Origin of the sequence: Novosphingobium aromaticivorans DSM 12444, from assembly GCF_000013325.1 — a bacterium.
Taxonomy (GTDB): Bacteria; Pseudomonadota; Alphaproteobacteria; order Sphingomonadales; family Sphingomonadaceae; genus Novosphingobium; species Novosphingobium aromaticivorans.
The window spans coordinates 74,757-91,169 of sequence record NC_007794.1; the positions used below are offsets into that span (position 1 = coordinate 74,757).

At 67.5% G+C, this 16,413-nt stretch carries 14 protein-coding genes; 5 read left to right on the plus strand and 9 right to left on the minus strand.

Features of this window, described 5'->3' with window-relative positions; translation table 11 throughout:
* Nucleotides 1-3: 3 nt before the first annotated feature.
* Nucleotides 4-1,542 carry a M23 family metallopeptidase gene (locus SARO_RS00375; protein WP_176929314.1) on the minus strand — a complete coding sequence of 513 codons (1,539 nt, stop codon included), beginning with the start codon at nucleotides 1,540-1,542 and terminating at the stop codon, nucleotides 4-6.
* A 77-nt stretch (nucleotides 1,543-1,619) separates the two neighbouring features.
* On the opposite strand from SARO_RS00375, the gene SARO_RS00380 reads away from it, so the two are divergent.
* Nucleotides 1,620-2,756, plus strand: a complete 1,137-nt coding sequence (locus SARO_RS00380) for a DUF3667 domain-containing protein (RefSeq protein WP_234007381.1) — start codon at nucleotides 1,620-1,622, stop codon at nucleotides 2,754-2,756.
* 134 nt (nucleotides 2,757-2,890) lie between these two features.
* On the opposite strand, the gene ftsH is transcribed toward SARO_RS00380, so the two are convergent.
* The 6 genes from ftsH to SARO_RS20440 form a co-directional block, all read right to left on the minus strand.
* On the minus strand, nucleotides 2,891-4,825 hold the full coding sequence (gene ftsH / locus SARO_RS00385) for an ATP-dependent zinc metalloprotease FtsH (RefSeq protein WP_011443739.1): 1,935 nt from the start codon (nucleotides 4,823-4,825) through the stop codon (nucleotides 2,891-2,893).
* Nucleotides 4,826-4,934: 109 nt separating this feature from the next.
* On the minus strand, nucleotides 4,935-5,915 hold the full coding sequence (gene tilS, locus SARO_RS00390; RefSeq protein WP_011443740.1) for a tRNA lysidine(34) synthetase TilS: 981 nt from the start codon (nucleotides 5,913-5,915) through the stop codon (nucleotides 4,935-4,937).
* Nucleotides 5,916-5,928: 13 nt separating this feature from the next.
* Nucleotides 5,929-6,912 carry a tetratricopeptide repeat protein gene (locus SARO_RS00395; protein WP_011443741.1) on the minus strand — a complete coding sequence of 328 codons (984 nt, stop codon included), beginning with the start codon at nucleotides 6,910-6,912 and terminating at the stop codon, nucleotides 5,929-5,931.
* A 108-nt stretch (nucleotides 6,913-7,020) separates the two neighbouring features.
* Complete coding sequence (locus SARO_RS00400) at nucleotides 7,021-8,022, minus strand: helix-turn-helix domain-containing protein (RefSeq protein WP_011443742.1); 1,002 nt, start codon at nucleotides 8,020-8,022, stop codon at nucleotides 7,021-7,023.
* Nucleotides 8,023-8,149: 127 nt separating this feature from the next.
* On the minus strand, nucleotides 8,150-10,429 hold the full coding sequence (gene ptsP / locus SARO_RS00405) for a phosphoenolpyruvate--protein phosphotransferase (RefSeq protein ID WP_011443743.1): 2,280 nt from the start codon (nucleotides 10,427-10,429) through the stop codon (nucleotides 8,150-8,152).
* Nucleotides 10,430-10,632: 203 nt separating this feature from the next.
* The gene (locus SARO_RS20440) at nucleotides 10,633-10,791 is read right to left on the minus strand and encodes a YdcH family protein (RefSeq protein WP_011443744.1); all 159 of its coding nucleotides are present in this window, start codon (nucleotides 10,789-10,791) and stop codon (nucleotides 10,633-10,635) included.
* Between the two features lie 229 nt (nucleotides 10,792-11,020).
* Here SARO_RS20440 and SARO_RS00410 point away from each other — a divergent pair, with 229 nt between their 5' ends.
* On the plus strand, nucleotides 11,021-11,218 hold the full coding sequence (locus tag SARO_RS00410) for a YdcH family protein (RefSeq protein ID WP_011443745.1): 198 nt from the start codon (nucleotides 11,021-11,023) through the stop codon (nucleotides 11,216-11,218).
* Between the two features lie 127 nt (nucleotides 11,219-11,345).
* Entirely contained in the window at nucleotides 11,346-11,849 is a 504-nt protein-coding gene (locus SARO_RS00415; RefSeq protein ID WP_041550584.1) for a DUF1465 family protein, read from the plus strand.
* Nucleotides 11,850-11,853: 4 nt separating this feature from the next.
* Here SARO_RS00415 and glpK read toward each other — a convergent pair whose 3' ends face one another.
* Together glpK and SARO_RS00425 are read right to left on the minus strand one after the other, a co-directional pair.
* Entirely contained in the window at nucleotides 11,854-13,323 is a 1,470-nt protein-coding gene (glpK, locus tag SARO_RS00420; RefSeq protein WP_011443747.1) for a glycerol kinase GlpK, read from the minus strand.
* On the minus strand, nucleotides 13,320-14,789 hold the full coding sequence (locus tag SARO_RS00425) for a glycerol-3-phosphate dehydrogenase (RefSeq protein ID WP_011443748.1): 1,470 nt from the start codon (nucleotides 14,787-14,789) through the stop codon (nucleotides 13,320-13,322). Before SARO_RS00425 ends, glpK begins: the two co-directional genes overlap by 4 nt.
* A gap of 74 nt (nucleotides 14,790-14,863) precedes the next feature.
* On the opposite strand from SARO_RS00425, the gene SARO_RS00430 reads away from it, so the two are divergent.
* A complete protein-coding gene (locus SARO_RS00430) occupies nucleotides 14,864-15,763 on the plus strand; it encodes an MBL fold metallo-hydrolase (protein ID WP_049759267.1) in 900 nt (299 codons plus the stop codon).
* Nucleotides 15,745-16,410, plus strand: coding sequence for a DUF4230 domain-containing protein (locus SARO_RS00435; RefSeq protein WP_011443750.1), 666 nt, complete (start codon nucleotides 15,745-15,747; stop codon nucleotides 16,408-16,410). The genes SARO_RS00430 and SARO_RS00435 overlap by 19 nt, the downstream gene beginning before the upstream one ends.
* Nucleotides 16,411-16,413: the final 3 nt, after the last annotated feature.

Genomic DNA, 16,413 nt, shown 5'->3' on the forward strand with positions numbered 1-16,413 from the left:
CAATCACCGAAGCGCGTTGGCGTGGATCGCGGTGACTTGCGCCAGCCTGGCCCGGAACGCGGCAAGCTGCGCCGGATCGACCGTGGCGCGCGTGGTGATCGCCCCCATCGACAGCGGATTCACCGTCTGCCCGCCGCGATACATCTCGTAATGGAGATGCGGTCCGGTCGAGAGCCCGCTCGACCCGACATAGCCGATCACCTGTCCGCGCCGCACGCTCATGCCGGGCGCAACCGCGATCCTGCTCATGTGGCCATATCCCGTGCCGATGCCGCCGCCGTGATCGAGCCGGACGTAGTTGCCGTGTCCGCCGTGCCATCCGGCAAAGGTCACGCGTCCGTCCGTCGCGGCGTAGATCGGCGCGCCCCAGCCTGCGGCAAAATCGATCCCGGCATGCATCCGCACGTACCCGAGGATGGGATGGCGGCGCGCGCCATAGCCCGACGTGATGCGCCCGTTGACCGGCGCGCCCAGGAAGCTCTCCCGCTCCTGCGCGCCCTCGGCCATGCCCTGCGGCGAATAAAAGCCACCGTCATTGCCCCAGCGCAGAAGTTGCAGCACCGGCTTTCCGGCGCGGACCACGCCCGCATAGATCAGGTCGCCCGGCTGCTGCTCGCCGCTCGAGGCGCGGCGGTTGGCAAAGACGAGGTCGAATTCGTCGCCCGGCGCGATCTCCTCGAAGGCCATGTGCTGGTCGATGGCGCGAAGGTAGTCCTGCACCGCCGTAGGCGGCGCGCCGGCCGCGCGGGCGGAACGGTAGAGGCTTTGCCCGACGATCCCGCGCACGCGCATCGGCGTTGTGTCGACCGCGATGGCATTGGATGCGAGCGTCAGCCCGCCGCCGCTGCGATGGACGTCGAGCGCCAGGTCGAAGCGCGGGCGGAAGGAAAGCTGTTCCAGCGGGCGCGGCTGCGCGGGAGAGGTGCGCGCACCGAGCCGGATGGCAAAGCGCGTTCCGGCCGGAATGGTGCCAGGGCTGACCTGCCCGCCCACAAGGTCGAGGACGCGGACGATATCCACGCTGGACAGGCCGGCGCGCTGGAGCATCCGGGGGAAGCTGTCCCCGGCGCCCAGCGTCGCTGCCAGGTCGACGCTCGGCCGCTCGGGCGCGGCGGCGAGCGGGATGACCGCAGCCGTCGCGTTCATCCGCCGCCCGTTGTCGGCGCCGTAGGCCAGGGGGCGGATGCCCTGGACGCGAAATTCGTCGGTCGCGGCGGAATCGAGCGCGGTCAGGGGCGCGGCCTGGAGCGGGGCGAAATCCGGCCAGAAGAATACCGCCGCCGCGCCCAGCGCGAGCATGGTCCCGAAGCCGCGGAACCAGCGGGCGCTGCCGATGTCCTCGGCAAGGTCGGGCGCCAGGTCCCTTGCGGCGAACCAGCGCTCGATTCGCGCGGCCAAGGGACGCCAGTGTCGCGTCAGGTGTCGTTCGAGGCCGTTCAGGTAAGCCGGGAGCCGCGATGCGCTGGCCGGGGAAGCGGCGCGCGAGGGCGGGGTCGTGCGGAGACCGAAGCCCCCCGCACCGCCTGCGGCGGCCAGCGCCATCATCTGATCCCGCGGTGTGAACACGTGCGTCCTGTACCCTCTTGTGTGCCGGACTGCACTCTCAAGGTTAATCTTCCGTGAAATCGGGCAAGGTCAAGGGTGTGGCGGGCCGCGACGGGGCTGGCTATGCTGGCGCAAACAGCGGGGGAACAGTGGTGAGCGGGACCGACATTTTCGGGGACATGACCGGCGGGGACCTGGCCGGAGCGCTGGCGGCAGCACGCACCGTCGAGCCGACAGCAGGCGACCACACAGCACCCGGTCACACCCACGAGACTGCCTGCCTCAACTGCGGCACCGCGCTGATCGGCAGCCATTGCCACGCCTGCGGCCAGGCCGCGCATGTCCACAAGACGCTGGGCGCGTTCTTCCACGACCTGCTGCACGGCGTGTTCCATTTCGAAGGGAAGATCTGGCGCACGCTGCCCCTTCTGGTCGCCAGGCCCGGGCAACTGACGCGCGAGTACATCGACGGCAGGCGCGCGAGCTATATCTCGCCGATCGCGCTGTTCCTGTTCTGCATGTTCCTGCTGTTCACCACGATCAGTTCGCTCAGCGGCGATATCGGGACCAAGGCGCAGACATCGGTCGCGGCCGCGCTCGAACAGGAGCGCAACGACCTTCGCGAACTCGAAGCATCGCGCACGGCTTCCGCCACCGACCCCGCCGAACTGGCAAAAGTGGACAAGGCGCTGGCGGAAACGCGCGACAACATCGCCGCGCTCGAGAAGCTCCAGACCACCGGCATTACCGTCGGCAATGTCAGCACCGAGGGGCTCGACAACATAAGCGACGTGCCCGCGATCGCGGAAGCGGTGCGCATCTGGAAGGAGAACCCCCGCCTCGCGCTCTACAAGGTGCAGACCTACAGCTACAAGCTGAGCTGGGCGCTGATCCCGATCTCGGTGCCGTTCCTGTGGCTGCTGTTCCCCTTCAGCCGCCGCTTCGGGCTCTATGACCACACCGTCTTCGTCACCTATTCGCTCTGCTTCATGACGCTTTTGGCGATCCTGGCCATGCTTGGAAGCAAGGTCGGCATCCCAGGCCTCGGACTCCTCGCCCTGGTCCCGCCGGTCCACATGCTGCTGCAATTGCGCGGAACCTACGGAGTCACCTGGTTCGGCGCATGGTGGAGGACCTGGTTCCTCTCCATGTTCGCCTTCACGGCGCTGATGCTGTTCGGCGTGCTCATCCTGGTGGAAGCGGGCGGCTGAGCGCCCGACCGCACCAATCGCGTTCATCCGTCCTTCGACAGCCCCGGACGAGCGGGAATCGGGTCGATCGAGGCTGACCAATGGAAAGGGGCGGAAGTTTCCCCCCGCCCCCTGTTCTGTCCTTGCCGGAAAGCTCAGGCCGGTTGCGGACTGGCCGAACCGCCGAACTTCTTGCCGGCGCGCGGCACAGCTGAACCCTGCGCGGTGACCGGACGCGAGGGGCCGCTCGGGCTTTGCGGCCGGTCGATGTGACCTGTCTCGAGCAGTTCCTTGATCTCGTCGCCGGTCAGCGTCTCGTATTCGAGCAGCGCCTGAGCGAGGAGATGCAGCTTGTCCTCGTTGGTCTTGAGGATATCGCGCGCGCGCTCGTGTGCGCCGTCGACCAGACCACGGATTTCCATGTCGATCAGCTTGTTGGTCTCGTCCGAGACGAACAGGCGCTGCGAACCGCCCATGCCGAGGTAGCCTTCCTGCTGGTCCTCGTACTGCAGCGGGCCGAGCTTGTCCGACATACCCCACTTGGTGACCATCGAGCGCGCCAGCGACGTGGCGTACTGGATGTCCGAGGAGGCACCCGACGAGACCTTGTCGTGCCCGAAGATGATCTCTTCGGCCACGCGACCGCCCATCGAGACCGAGAGGTTCGCGTGCATCTTGTCGCGGTGGTAGGAATAGCTGTCCCGCTCGGGCAGGCGCATGACCATGCCCAGCGCGCGGCCGCGCGGGATGATCGTTGCCTTGTGGATTGGGTCGGACGCAGGCTCGTGGACAGAGACGATGGCGTGCCCGGCCTCGTGATAGGCGGTCATCTTCTTCTCGTCGTCGGTCATGACCATCGAGCGGCGTTCCGCGCCCATCATGACCTTGTCCTTGGCGTCCTCGAACTCCTGCATCGCGACGAGACGCTTGTTGCGGCGCGCGGCGAGCAGGGCGGCTTCGTTGACGAGGTTGGCGAGGTCCGCGCCCGAAAAACCGGGCGTGCCGCGCGCGATGGTGCGCGGATTGACGTCGGGCGCCAGCGGCACCTTCTTCATGTGGACCGAAAGGATCTTCTCGCGCCCTTCGATGTCCGGGATCGGCACGACGACCTGCCGGTCGAAGCGGCCCGGGCGCAGCAGCGCGGGGTCGAGCACGTCGGGGCGGTTGGTCGCCGCGATGATGATGATGCCTTCGTTGGCCTCGAACCCGTCCATCTCGACGAGGAGCTGGTTCAACGTCTGCTCGCGCTCGTCGTTCGAATTGCCGAGGCCGTGGCCGCGATGGCGGCCGACCGCGTCGATTTCGTCGATGAAGACGATGCACGGTGCGTTCTTCTTGGCCTGCTCGAACATGTCGCGCACGCGGCTTGCACCGACGCCGACGAACATCTCGACGAAATCAGAACCGGAGATCGTGAAGAAGGGGACGCCCGCCTCACCCGCGATGGCGCGGGCGAGCAAGGTCTTGCCGGTACCGGGCGAGCCGACCAGCAGCGCGCCCTTGGGAATCTGGCCGCCGAGCTTCGAAAAGCGCGAGGGATCGCGCAGGAACTCGACGATTTCCTGAAGTTCCTCGCGCGCTTCGTCGATGCCGGCAACGTCGTCGAAGGTGACACGGCCCGAACGCTCGGTCAGCATCTTGGCCTTCGACTTGCCGAAGCCCATTGCGCCCGACCCGCCGCCCTTCTGCACCTGCCGCAGCGCGAAGAACGCGACGCCCAGGATCAGCAGGAACGGCAGCGAATTGACGAGTATGTACATCAGCATGTTCGGCTGCTCGGCCGCCTTGCCGGCATACTGCACGCCGTTGTCCTGCAGCAGCTTGGGCAGGTCGGAGTCGCCGGGGACCGGAATGGTCGCGAACTGGCCACCGTTCTTGAGCGTACCGGTAATGCGCTCAGGCGCGATCTCCACCGAGCGGACGAGGCCGTCGCTGACCTGCGAGCGGAAGGCCGAATAGGGGATGGTCGCAGCGGTCTGGTCAACCCGCGAGCCGAACATCGAGACGACCAGCAGGAGTGCAAGGAAGATGCCGCCCCAGACGAGGAGGCTCTTGATCCAAGGATTGCCCTGGGGCTGGTCGTCGTTCATCGAAGGTCTTTCCGGATTCGCGCGCGAGATCGCGCATCTGTCGGTCAATGTAGGGTCGGCCGGGTGAATCGCAATATAACGAGACCAGCGTTTTTCAGCCACCTGCCCGCTAGTCTGGCCGGCGGTCTGACCGGTGTTCGGGAGCCCTGCTGAAGCGCCATGCACCGGACCGCGCATCGCCCTTTACCCCGGCCAGCGTAGCGACGCCCCCTGCCCGCAGCGTAGCCAGCCATCGGACCAGATCGGGCCCACGCGGAACTGTTCCGCCGAGGTGCATGACGACCCGTTCCAGCAGGCGCAGTGCGAGCACGCGCGGAAGGTCTTCGGGAGGGTTCCACGTGGAACCTTCCGCCGACATCCCGATATCCAGCCACAAGCGTTCGACGGCCCATTCGAGTGCCGCATCGGCTTCCGCCAAATGGCTCGCACTCGCCGCAAAGCCGCTGGGGAGAAGTGCTTTCGTCGACGCCATGACGTCACGAATGCGCACCCGTTCATAGCGGTGGTCGTGGTTGCTCGGGTCCAGCACCGGGGCGAGGCCGGCATCCTCGACAAGCGCCACCAGTTCCGCCCGCCGCCAACCGAGCAGTGGCCGCAGCAGCCGCACCTCGCCCGCCCCCGGCACCGACGAGGCCGCCCGCATTCCGGCAAGCCCGCGCAACCCGGCGCCGCGATTGAGGCGCATGACCAACGTCTCGGCCTGGTCGTCGGCATGGTGCGCGGTGACCACGGCAGACAGCCCGTCCCGGCGTGCGAGATCGGCAAGCGCGGCATAGCGGGCCTTGCGCGCGCGTTCCTGCACCGCACTGCCACCGGCAAGGTCGAGTCGCAGGGTGTGATAGGCGATGCCGCGCATTTCGCAGAGCCCCGCCACCATCGCGGCCTCGGCAGCGCTTTCGGCGCGCAGTCCGTGATCGACGGTCGCCACGCAGAAGTCGCGCGGCGCAACTTCTTGCATCAGGAGCATGAGGGCGAGACTGTCCGGCCCGCCCGATACGGCAAGACAGACGCGGCCCGAAGGATCGAGTGCCTGCCAGTCCGCCCGAAAGCGCGAGGCTGCTCCGCTCAGGCTTTCGCCACCTTCGCCCATATGTCGCCAAGGGTCACTTGCACTTCACCCCGGCGCGCGCGGCATCGTACTGGCCCTTGAGGCGGCCGGCGACTTCGTCGGGATAGGTCGCGGCGAGTTCGGCGAAGGCGCCACAGGCTTTCTCGGTGTCCTTCAGCTTGACCATGGCGACGCCGAGGTAGAGCAGGCTGTCCGGCGCGCGGGCCCCCTTCTTGTCGGCCAGGTAATTCTGCAGGAAGAACTGCGCGGCGGTTCCCGGCTTTCCATCGTCGAGCCAGGCACGGCCCAGCAGGTTGCGGCCGAAGCTGATCATGCGGTGCTTGGGATAGCGGTCGACAAAGATCTGGAGCTGCTGCTGCGCCTCGGGGAAGAACTTCCCCTCCCACAGGCGGAAGCCATAGCTGTATTCGTCCATCCCGGCATCGCCGGTCGATGGCTTTTCGATCGCCTGGACCGCTGCGACACGCGCGGCGGGCGGTGCGACGGGTTTGCCGGCCGCTGGCTTCGCCGGGGTAGCGGCGGGCTTGGCCGGAGCAGGCGTGACGGCCGCCGGCTTCGCGGCAGGAACGGCGGGAGCTTCGGCCGCAGGTTCTTCCGCCGGGGGCGGCGCGGCGGCGGCTTCGAGCTTTGCCAGACGCTCTTCGAGGCGAGCGGCGCGGTTCTGGCCTTCCTCGATCTGCGCGGTCATGCGCGAAAGCTGCGCTTCGACCGCATCCATCCGCGCCAGCAGGTCGCTGACCGCAGGCGCGGCAGGCGTGCCGACCGGCGCGGCCGTCGACTGCCCGGGCGTGATTTCGGGGACGAAGGTCTTGCCTGCGCCGTCCGGAAAGACCTTGCGCTGGATCGCGCGGATTTCCGCCTCCATCCGCCGCAGCCGCATTTCGGGATCGACCTGCGTCGTCGCCTTGGTGGTCGACGATTGCGCAGCGACCGGAACGGCGAGAGGCAAGCCAAGCCCGAGGCCCAGTGCGGCCAGGGAAGCGACAAGCGGCAATCTGCCGCGGATGGTGATGGTCATCGTCAATCCCGTACAACCAGGGCCCGTACAACTAGGACGCCGGAAAAGCGCGCGCCCGACCCTTCGCCGTCATGATTGCCGCAGTGCGCGCGCCAAGTCGAGACGCGGTCAATTCATTCCGGTGGAAGGCGCAACCGTTTCCGTGCTTTCCGCGGGGCGAAGATCCGAAACGGGTGAGGCGGACGGCTGCGCCACCACCGGACGACGCGCAACGGCCGGACGCGGGCGAGGCGCGGATGGCGCCACTTGCGAGGTCTGCTCTGCCCCCGCCGAGACGGCGGCGGGCGCAGGCGTGGTGCCACGCGCCATGAGTGCGGCGGCGCTGACCGGCACGTCCTTCACGATGCCTTCGCGTTCGGCGATACGCGGTACGGCCTGCCCGCCGACGGTGATGTCAAGCGCATCGGGCCGCCCTGTCCAGAGCATCGGATTCTGTGCGCCAGAGGGCACGGTGAAGGTCTCGCCCTTGGCGAGTTCCTTCTGGAGGATCTGCTGGCCCTGACCGTCGTAGAACTTGACCCAGACCCCGTTCTCGCGGGCGGTGAAGACCACCGGGCCCGAAGGCGCGGCGCTGGGCAGCGGGACAACCGCGACCTGCGAGGGCGCGGGACTGGCTTCCTCGGCACCGACCAGCGGGGGCAGTTCCGCCGACGGCAGGTAATAGCTGCGCCACAAGGTGAGGCCCGCAGCCGCAATCGCCACGACCAGACCGGCAGCAAGCCAGCCTGTCAGGCGCGAGGGCGTCTTGATCGGATCGCCCACCTCGAACTGGTTGATGACGCGCGGCGGCGGCGGCGGCGCCTGCCGGTTCAGTTCGGCACGGACGGCCTCCCCGATGGCCTTGTCGTCAAGGCCCACCGCGCGGGCATAGCTCTTGGCAAAGCCGAGCGCGTAGGGGCGGCCCGGCAGGACCGAATAGTCGCCACTTTCGAGCGCTTCGAGATGGCGCGTCGTGACGCGCGTCCTCAGCGAAAGCTGCTTGATGTCCAGACCCGCCGCCTCGCGCGCGGCGCGCAAGGTCTCGCCCACGCCGCCACGGCGTGGCTCGCCGGCGGGGAACGGGGTAGTGTCGATATTGCTGATGTCGTTAAGACCGCCGGCTTCGGCCAAGGCGTGACTCCCGTAATGCGCTTCTTGCTTTGCAACCCTGGCCAACGGTTCGCAGGCGCACGTCGAAAGTCAACGTCGTTCCTACCGGAATGACGTCAATGGGCGACGAAACGCCCTTCTGCCCGCCTCAATCGCATTCGATGCCTTTGAAGAAGGCCCATTCGGCAATGGCGGAGCGCAAGTCATGGGGCGGATCTGCCAGCCATCCGTCCATCGCGGCGCGAATCTCGCCGAGGTCCACCTTGCGCACAAGCTCCTTGACCGGCCCCACTGCCGCAGGCGTGATCGACAGGCGATTGATGCCGAGGCCGAGCAATGCCAGCGCCTCCAGCCGCCTGCCGCCCATCTCGCCGCAGACGGTAACATCGGTGCCGAAGGGCTCGAGCGTGCGCACCACGCGGCGCAGGAAGCGCAGGATCGCGGGCGAGAGCCAGTCGTAGCGCTCCGCCAGCTTCGGGTTGGCCCGGTCGGCGGCGAAAAGGAACTGGGTGAGGTCGTTGGTGCCGATCGACAGGAACGAGAGCTTGGGCGCCAGCAGGTCGAGGCATTCAGCCAAGGCTGGCACCTCGAGCATCGCGCCATAGCGGATCGCTTCGGGCAGGAGTTTCTTCTGACGGCGCAGGAAGGCGAGCTGGCCTTCGAACACGGCCTTGGCCGCATCGAATTCCCACGGTTCGGTGACCATCGGGAACATGACGTTGAGCGTGCGCCCGCCCGCCGCTTCGAGCAGCGCGCGCGCCTGGACCTTGAGCAGGCCGTCGCGTTCGAGTGCGACGCGCAGCGCGCGCCATCCCATCGCCGGGTTCTCCTCGGTCTCGCCATCGTTGTGGCGCAGGTAGGGAAGAACCTTGTCGCCGCCGATATCGACGGTGCGGAACACCACTGGACGATCGCCGGCGGCATCGATCACGTCGCGGTAGAGCCGGGTCTGCCGCTCGCGCGAGGGCAGCGTGGCCGAGACGAGGAACTGGAACTCGGTGCGGAACAGGCCGATCCCGTCCGCGCCGGTCAGGTTGAGCATGGGCGTGTCGTCGCGAAGGCCGGCATTCATCAGCACAGTAATGCGCCTGCCATCGCGGGTGACGGGCTCGACCTCGCGCATCGCCGCATAGTGGGCCTGACGTTCGCGATTCTTGGCGAAGCGGGCCTCGAAGGCCTCGACCAGGCTGGGCGCGGGGCGGACGTCGACCACGCCCTGGTCGCCGTCGAGCAGGAGCTGGTCGCCCTCGCGCACCTTGCCGCGCAGCGCGCGCATGCGCCCGACCACCGGAATGCCCATCGCGCGTGCGACGATGACGACGTGGGCCGTGAGCGAGCCTTCCTCGAGGATCACGCCTTTCAGGCGGCGGCGGTCGTATTCCAGCAGTTCGGCCGGACCGAGATTGCGCGCGATGAGGATCGCATCGCCCTTCAGACCCATGCTTGCCGCCGTGCCGAGCTGGCCCGAGACGATGCGCAGCAGGCGGTTCGACAGGTCTTCCAGATCGTGCATGCGATCGGCGAGCAGCGGGTCGTCGATCTGGCGCATGCGCATGCGGGTGCGCTGCTGGACGCGCTCGATCGCGGCTTCGGCGGTAAGGCCCGAATCGATCGCCTCGTTGATCCGGCGCGACCAGCCTTCGTCGTAGGCGAACATGCGGTAGGTCTCGAGCACCTCCTCATGCTCTCCGCCTACGCCGAATTCGGCCTGGCTGGCCATGCGGTCGATCTGCTCGCGCATCTTGTCGAAGGCGAGGTAGACGCGCTGACGCTCCGCCTCGGTGTCCTCGGCAACGACGTGTTCGATGGTGACGCGGGGCTGGTGGTAGACGGCCACGCCGCTGGCGAGGCCCTTGACCAGCGTGAGGCCCTTGAGGCGGTCCGGCCCCGTCAGGTGCGCGGGCACGCCGAGCGTTTCCTCGTCGTCGATCAGTTCGGCATTGGCGATGAGTTCCGACAGGACCATCGCCACGGTCTGCAGCGCCTCGATCTCCACTTCCTCGTAGCGACGCGGTTCCACGTGCTGGACCGCGACGACACCGACCGCCCTCTCGCGCCGCACGATAGGCACGCCAGCGAAGGAGTGGAACTTTTCCTCGCCCGTTTCGGGGCGGAACGCGAAGTCCGGATGGGCGGCCGCCTCGGCAAGGTTCAGCGTCTCGACATTACCGGCGATGGTGCCGACCAGACCTTCGCCCACGGCCAGCCGGGTGACATGGACCGCCGCCTGGTTGAGGCCGCGCGTAGCGAAGAGTTCAAGCATCCCCTCGCGCAGGAGATAGATCGAGCAGACCTCGCTATCGAGGTTTTCGCCGATGACTTCGACGATCTGGTTCAACTTGGCCTGCGCGCCGCTGCGCGAGGCCATGACCTCGTGAAGCGAGGTGAGGATCTGGCGGGCGGCGGCAACGGCGCTGAGCATGGGCATCCGATTAGCCTAGCGCGCGGGATTTGGGAATGTCGTGCGAAAACCGAACCGGAGCAAAGACCCCGTACAAATTCGTATGCGTCTTTCAAGCAAGCTTTGAAGCAAGTCCCCGCATCCGCAGCGGGCCGGTGCCGCAGGAAGGAAGGCCGCATGGCCGTTCCCAGTCAAATGCAAAAGAGCCGCCCGAAGGCGGCTCTTTCGGATCAGTGGAAGCGGGATAGCTCCTCCTTGATCTTGAGCTTCTTTCGCTTGAGCGTGGCCACCAGCGTATCGTCCGGGAGCGGACGGGCCATTTCCATCTCGATCTGCCGTTCAAGTCCGGCGTGCTTGGTCTGGAGAGCGCTGATGTGCGACGATTCCATGCGTTGTCCTCCTTAAGGGATAGCCCCCTTCAGAAACCCGCACAGGCCATCCCCGTGCGGGGCGGCGTCGCAATCGGTCGGTTGTGCCCGACTCGAAAAGGCGGCGCGTTGTCATGCTCCCACATTCGCCGTATCTTGCAAGCCAAACCGCGTCGGGACGCGAGCGCTACGGGATCGACCGTAGGCCGCTGGCGAGGCCCGGTTCATCGCGCGAAGGAGTTGGGCGTACGTGACAGAAGAGGAAATGCGCAAGCGGCTCGCGGCGCTGCGCCTGGAACATCGCGACCTCGACGCCGCCATCGACGCGCTGTCCACGGCAGGCGTGCGCGATCAGTTGCAGATTGCCCGCCTCAAGAAGCGCAAATTGTTGCTGAAAGATCAGATCGCGATGATCGAGGACTACCTCATTCCAGATATAATCGCCTGATTTCAGTAATGTACCTCTTTCTGCCAGATTGGCGGACCTGTCCCGTTAAGAAACGTTCATGAATTGCTCCCCTGCACCGGGGCAAAGGCGGATGGCGGGAATGCCGTGCCCGGATTATGCGACGGTCATGGCCTTCATGCCCAGCCTCAACCCGCGCATCGTCGACGCGCTCCATGCCCAAGCCCTCGGCCTTGCCGACGCCGTGCGAACGCGGTTCGAGGCCTTGCGCCGCGAAGCGCTCGACGCGGCCGGGTCCGATTGCGAGGACCTGCACAGGGTGCGCGTGTCCTGCGAGGCGCTGCGCACGACAACCCGGGTGATGCATTGCCTTGCCTGGCTGCTCAACCACCGTGCCTATTTCGCGGGCGAGCTGTCCCAGCTCCAGCTCCGCCGCCACGGTCGCCTGATCACGAACTTCCCCGCCAGCGAGCCCGAGGTCGTCGCAAGCCTGCCCGATGACGCGCGCACGCTGGTGCACGAAAGCGAACGTCTCTACGAACGCATCCAGCGCCTCGAGAATGCCTGGCGCACGCAGGGCGCCAGCAGCGAGAGCGCCATCGATGCTTTGCGCCAGCGCCTCGTACGCGCGGTCGCCGGCACGTCGGACGCCGGGACTTCGGACGCCGCCTGATCGATCAGACTTTCGCGAGCGCCTCGCGCCACCGCGCGATCCGCGCGGCCCGGACACCTGGCGCCATGCGCGGTTCGAACCGCGTGACGGACCCGCGCATGGCCTCCGCTTCGCCCAGCGATCCGAACCAGCCGGACGCGACCGCCGCCAGCATCCCCGCGCCCAGGGCCGTAGTCTCGACCATGACCGGCCGCTCCACAGGCAGGTCGAGGATATCGGCAAGATCCTGCGCCACCCAATCGTTCGCACTCATGCCGCCATCGATGCGAAGCGAGGTCCAGGGTGCGCGGTCGGCGGCGAAGGCGTCCATGAGGTCGAGCGTCTGGTGCGCCATCGCCTCCAGCGCGGCGCGCACGACATGGGCGCGCGTGGTCGAAAACGTCATTCCTGTAAGCGCCGCGGACGCATCGGGCCGCCAGTGCGGCGCTCCGAGGCCGGAGAGCGCCGGCACCAGCACGACCCCGCCACTGTCCGGCACCGAAGCCGCAAGCGCGGCCGTTTCTGCGGCGGAGCCGACCAGGCCCATCGCATCGCGCAGCCACTTGATCAGGCTCCCTGCGACAAAGACCGAACCTTCCAGCGCAAAACTGCGAACGCCCTTGTCCTGAACCAGCACCGTGCCGAGCAGGCGATGGCCCGAACGCGGCACCGCGTCACCCATTGCCGCCAACACGAAGGCACCGGTCCCGTAGGTTGCCTTGACTTCGCCGGGCGCAAGACAGCCCTGCCCGATGGTTGCGGCCTGCTGGTCCCCGGCCAGACCTCTGACCGGCACGGACGCGTCCAGCCATTCAGGCAGCGCCGCGCCAAATTCTCCCAGACTGTCGGTAACCTCGGGCAGCACCGCGCGCGGCACGCCGAACAGGTCGAGCAACTCCTCATCCCAGTCCGCGCCATCGAGAGCGAGAAGCAGCGTGCGACTGGCGTTGCTGGCATCGGTTACGTGGCGCGCTCCACCCGTGAGCTTCCACACCAGCCATGATTCAACCGTGCCCAGAGCCAGCCGCCCGTCGCGCGCGGCTCCGGCGACCGCTGGCTCGTTGTCGAGCATCCAGCGCATCTTGGTGCCCGAGAAATAGGGATCAAGCAGCAGCCCGGTTCGGGACTGGACCAGCGGCTCCGCCCCTTCCGATCGCAACCGGTCGCACATGGGCGCGGTGCGGCGATCCTGCCAGACGATGGCCCGCGCCAGGGGTTGCCCGGTCGTGCGATCCCAGGCGACGACGGTCTCGCGCTGGTTGGTTACCCCAATCGCCGCGATGCGCTCGATACCGACGACCCCGACCACCTCGCGCATGCAGCCAAGCGTCGCGCGCCAGATCTCGTCCGCATCGTGTTCGACCTGGCCCGGGCGGGGATAATGCTGCGCAAATTCGCTTTGCATAACGCCATGGCAGCGCCCGTCCCGCCCGAACAGGAGAGCCCGCGTCGAGGTCGTGCCCGCATCGATCACCAGTACCAGATCGCCGCTCATCGCACCTCTTCTCCCAGCGCTGCCTTAAGTGCGGCCACCTCCTCGGCGCTGAACCACATGCCGAGCTTCGACCGGCGCCACAGCACGTCCTCGGCCGTCTGCGCCCATTCACGACCGGTCAGGTGATCGAGTTCAGCCTCGGTGAAGCCCTGCCCGATGTGCCGCCCCATGTCGCCGCGCACGAAGCCCAGCGCTTCGGTGCCATAAGCCCGCGCGAGCCGGTGGATGGTGGGCCGCGAAAGCTGCTGCGCCTGTGCCGCAATTTCCTGTTCCACCGGCGCGAGGTTGTCGGCCTCGTCCAGCCCGTCAGGTGTGAAATCGCCCCCGGGGAGCGGCGCGCTGGCGGTCCAGCCGGCATTGTCAGTCACGCCGAGCCGCTCGAGCGCCGCTTCGGCAAGGGTGCGATGCGTGGTGATCTTGCCGCCCAGCACCGAGAGCATGGGCGCGGAATGGCGGTCGCGGCCCCGGTCCACCTCGAGGCGATAGCCGCGCGTCGCCGCTTCCGGCCTGCCCGAACCGTCATCCGCAAGCAGGCGCACGCCGGCATAGGTCCAGACCACGTCCTCGCGCCTGAGGCTTCGGCGGAAGTAGTGGTTGGCGGCGTCCAGCAGGTAGGCGATCTCCTCCTCCGTGGCGTGCGGCGGGTCGGCATCCGCGCCCTCCTCGCTGTCGGTCGTTCCGATCAGGGTGAAGGCATATTGCCAGGGAATGGCAAAGTAGATGCGCCCATCCGCCAGTTGCAGGAACAGCGCGCGCGGATCGTCGTGCAGGCGCGGCACCACAATGTGCGAGCCGCGCACCCGCCGCAGCAATGCGGGCCGCGGCGCATGGGCTCGGTCCATGATCTCGCCGACCTGCGGTCCGGCGGCATTCACCGTCATGGCGGCATGGAACACATCGCCGCCCGCCTCGATCCGCCAGAGATGGCCCTCGCGCCGCAGCGCCGTAACCGGGCAGCGCGTCCGCACTTCGGCCCCGCGGTCCGCCGCATCCCGCGCGAGCAGGACCACCAGCCGCGCATCGTCCACCCAGCAATCGGAGTATTCGTAGCCCCGCCGAATTTCAGGCTGGAGGCCCATGCGCCCGTCAAGTCGCACCCGCGACGCGGGCGGCAGCGCCTTGCGCCCGCCGATGCGATCGTAGAGCCACAGCCCCGCGCGCAACATCCACCACGGTCGCCCTTCGGGCACGATCGGAAGGACGAAACGCATGGGCCAGATGATATGCGGCGCCTGCCGCCAGAGGGTTTCCCGCTCGTGCAGGGCTTCGGCGACGAGCGCGAACTCGCGATGTTCCAGATAGCGCAGTCCGCCGTGGATCAGCTTGGTCGAGGCCGAGGAAGTGCCCTGCGCGAGGTCGCCCCGTTCCAGCAGGAGGACCGACAATCCCCTGCCGCATGCATCGCGCGCGATCGCCGCGCCGTTCACGCCGCCGCCGATCACCGCGAGATCGTATGGGGTCTCCATCGAGGCCATCCTGATACGCCGGCGCGGGTTGCGCAAGGTTGCATGGCGCGTCCACAATCCCCATAGCACATGGCATGGCCCAGACGCCCCCCATCCCCGACCGCGAAAGCTGGCCGACCGGTCTTTCCGAACAGCTCGAACCGCTGGTCCGCCGGGTGCTTGCCCCCAATCCGTCGCCGTATACCTTTACCGGAACGCAGACCTACATCGTGGGCGCGGGCCGCGAGGTGGCCGTTCTCGACCCCGGACCCGATGGCGCGGATGGCGAAGGCCATGTCGATGCGATTCTGGCGGCAGTGGGCGATGCACGCATCGTCGCCATCGTCTGCACCCACACCCACCGCGACCACAGCCCCGCCTCGCGCCCCTTGCAGGCGGCGACCGGCGCGCCGATCATCGGTTGCGCCCCCCTGGCGATGGAAGACGATGGCCCGCGCGCCGATGCCTCGTTCGATGCGCTCTACCTGCCGGACCGCGTTCTATCCGACGGAGAGCGCCTGTCGGGCGATGGCTGGACGCTGGAGGCCGTGGCCACGCCCGGACACACCAGCAACCACCTGTGCTATTCGCTTGTCGAAAGCGGGGCGCTTTTCACCGGCGATCACGTCATGGGCTGGTCAACCTCGGTCGTCTCCCCACCAGAAGGCGACATGGCCGCCTACATGGCAAGCCTCCAGCGGCTGCACGACCGCGAGGACCGGGTGCTCTACCCGGCGCACGGGCCGCAGATCGACAATCCGCGCCAGCTCGTACGCGGGATGCTGGGCCATCGCCGCCAGCGCGAGCGCCAGATCGTGCGCCTGCTCGAGGACGGCGGCCCTCATGCCATCGAGGAATTCGTCGGCGCCATGTACAAGGGCCTCGACCCGCGCCTCAATGGCGCGGCGGGCCGCTCGGTTCTGGCGCATCTGATCGATCTGGAACGACAGGGGCGGGTGCGGATTGAGGACGAACGATGGATGATCCACGCCTGACGAACCCGACGGTTCCGTCAACCGCCCCGACAACCCGCGACGGAACCCTTGCACGGGTGTCGCTACTTCCGTGGGCGCTTTTCCTCGTGACGCTTGCCGCCGCCGCTTTCCTCGCATGGAAGCTGTGGCAGCCCGAAGACATCGGCGATCCGCTCGCCACAAGCCTCGTCGCCTTCGAGAAGCAGGACAAGCTGACCGTATTCAGCGCGGAACTCGCACCGGTCGTGTCGAGCGACGATGCGCGGCTGTTCGGGCTGGTGAAGTCCAAGCAGGTGGCGGTGATCCCTGCGCGGGTCGATTATACGGTCAATCTCGCCAAAGTGGGCCGCGAGCGCCTTGCCTGGAACGCGCCCGACCAGACCCTGACCGTGCGCCTGCCGCCGCTAACGGTCAGCCGCCCCAATCTCGACGAGGCGCGCGCCCAGTACCTGCGCGACGGAATCTGGATCAGCCGCGAGGCGCAAGACAAGCTGACGCGCGACAATACCCGCCTTGCCGAAGCGCAAGCGGTGCAGCAGGCGGCCAATCCGGTGCTGATGGAGCTTGCGCGCGGCGCGGCGAAGGAAGCGATCCGCCAGAATCTGTCCATTCCCTTGCAAGTGGCAGGTTACGGCAAGGCGCAGGTCGTGGTAACTTTCGACCAATAAGCG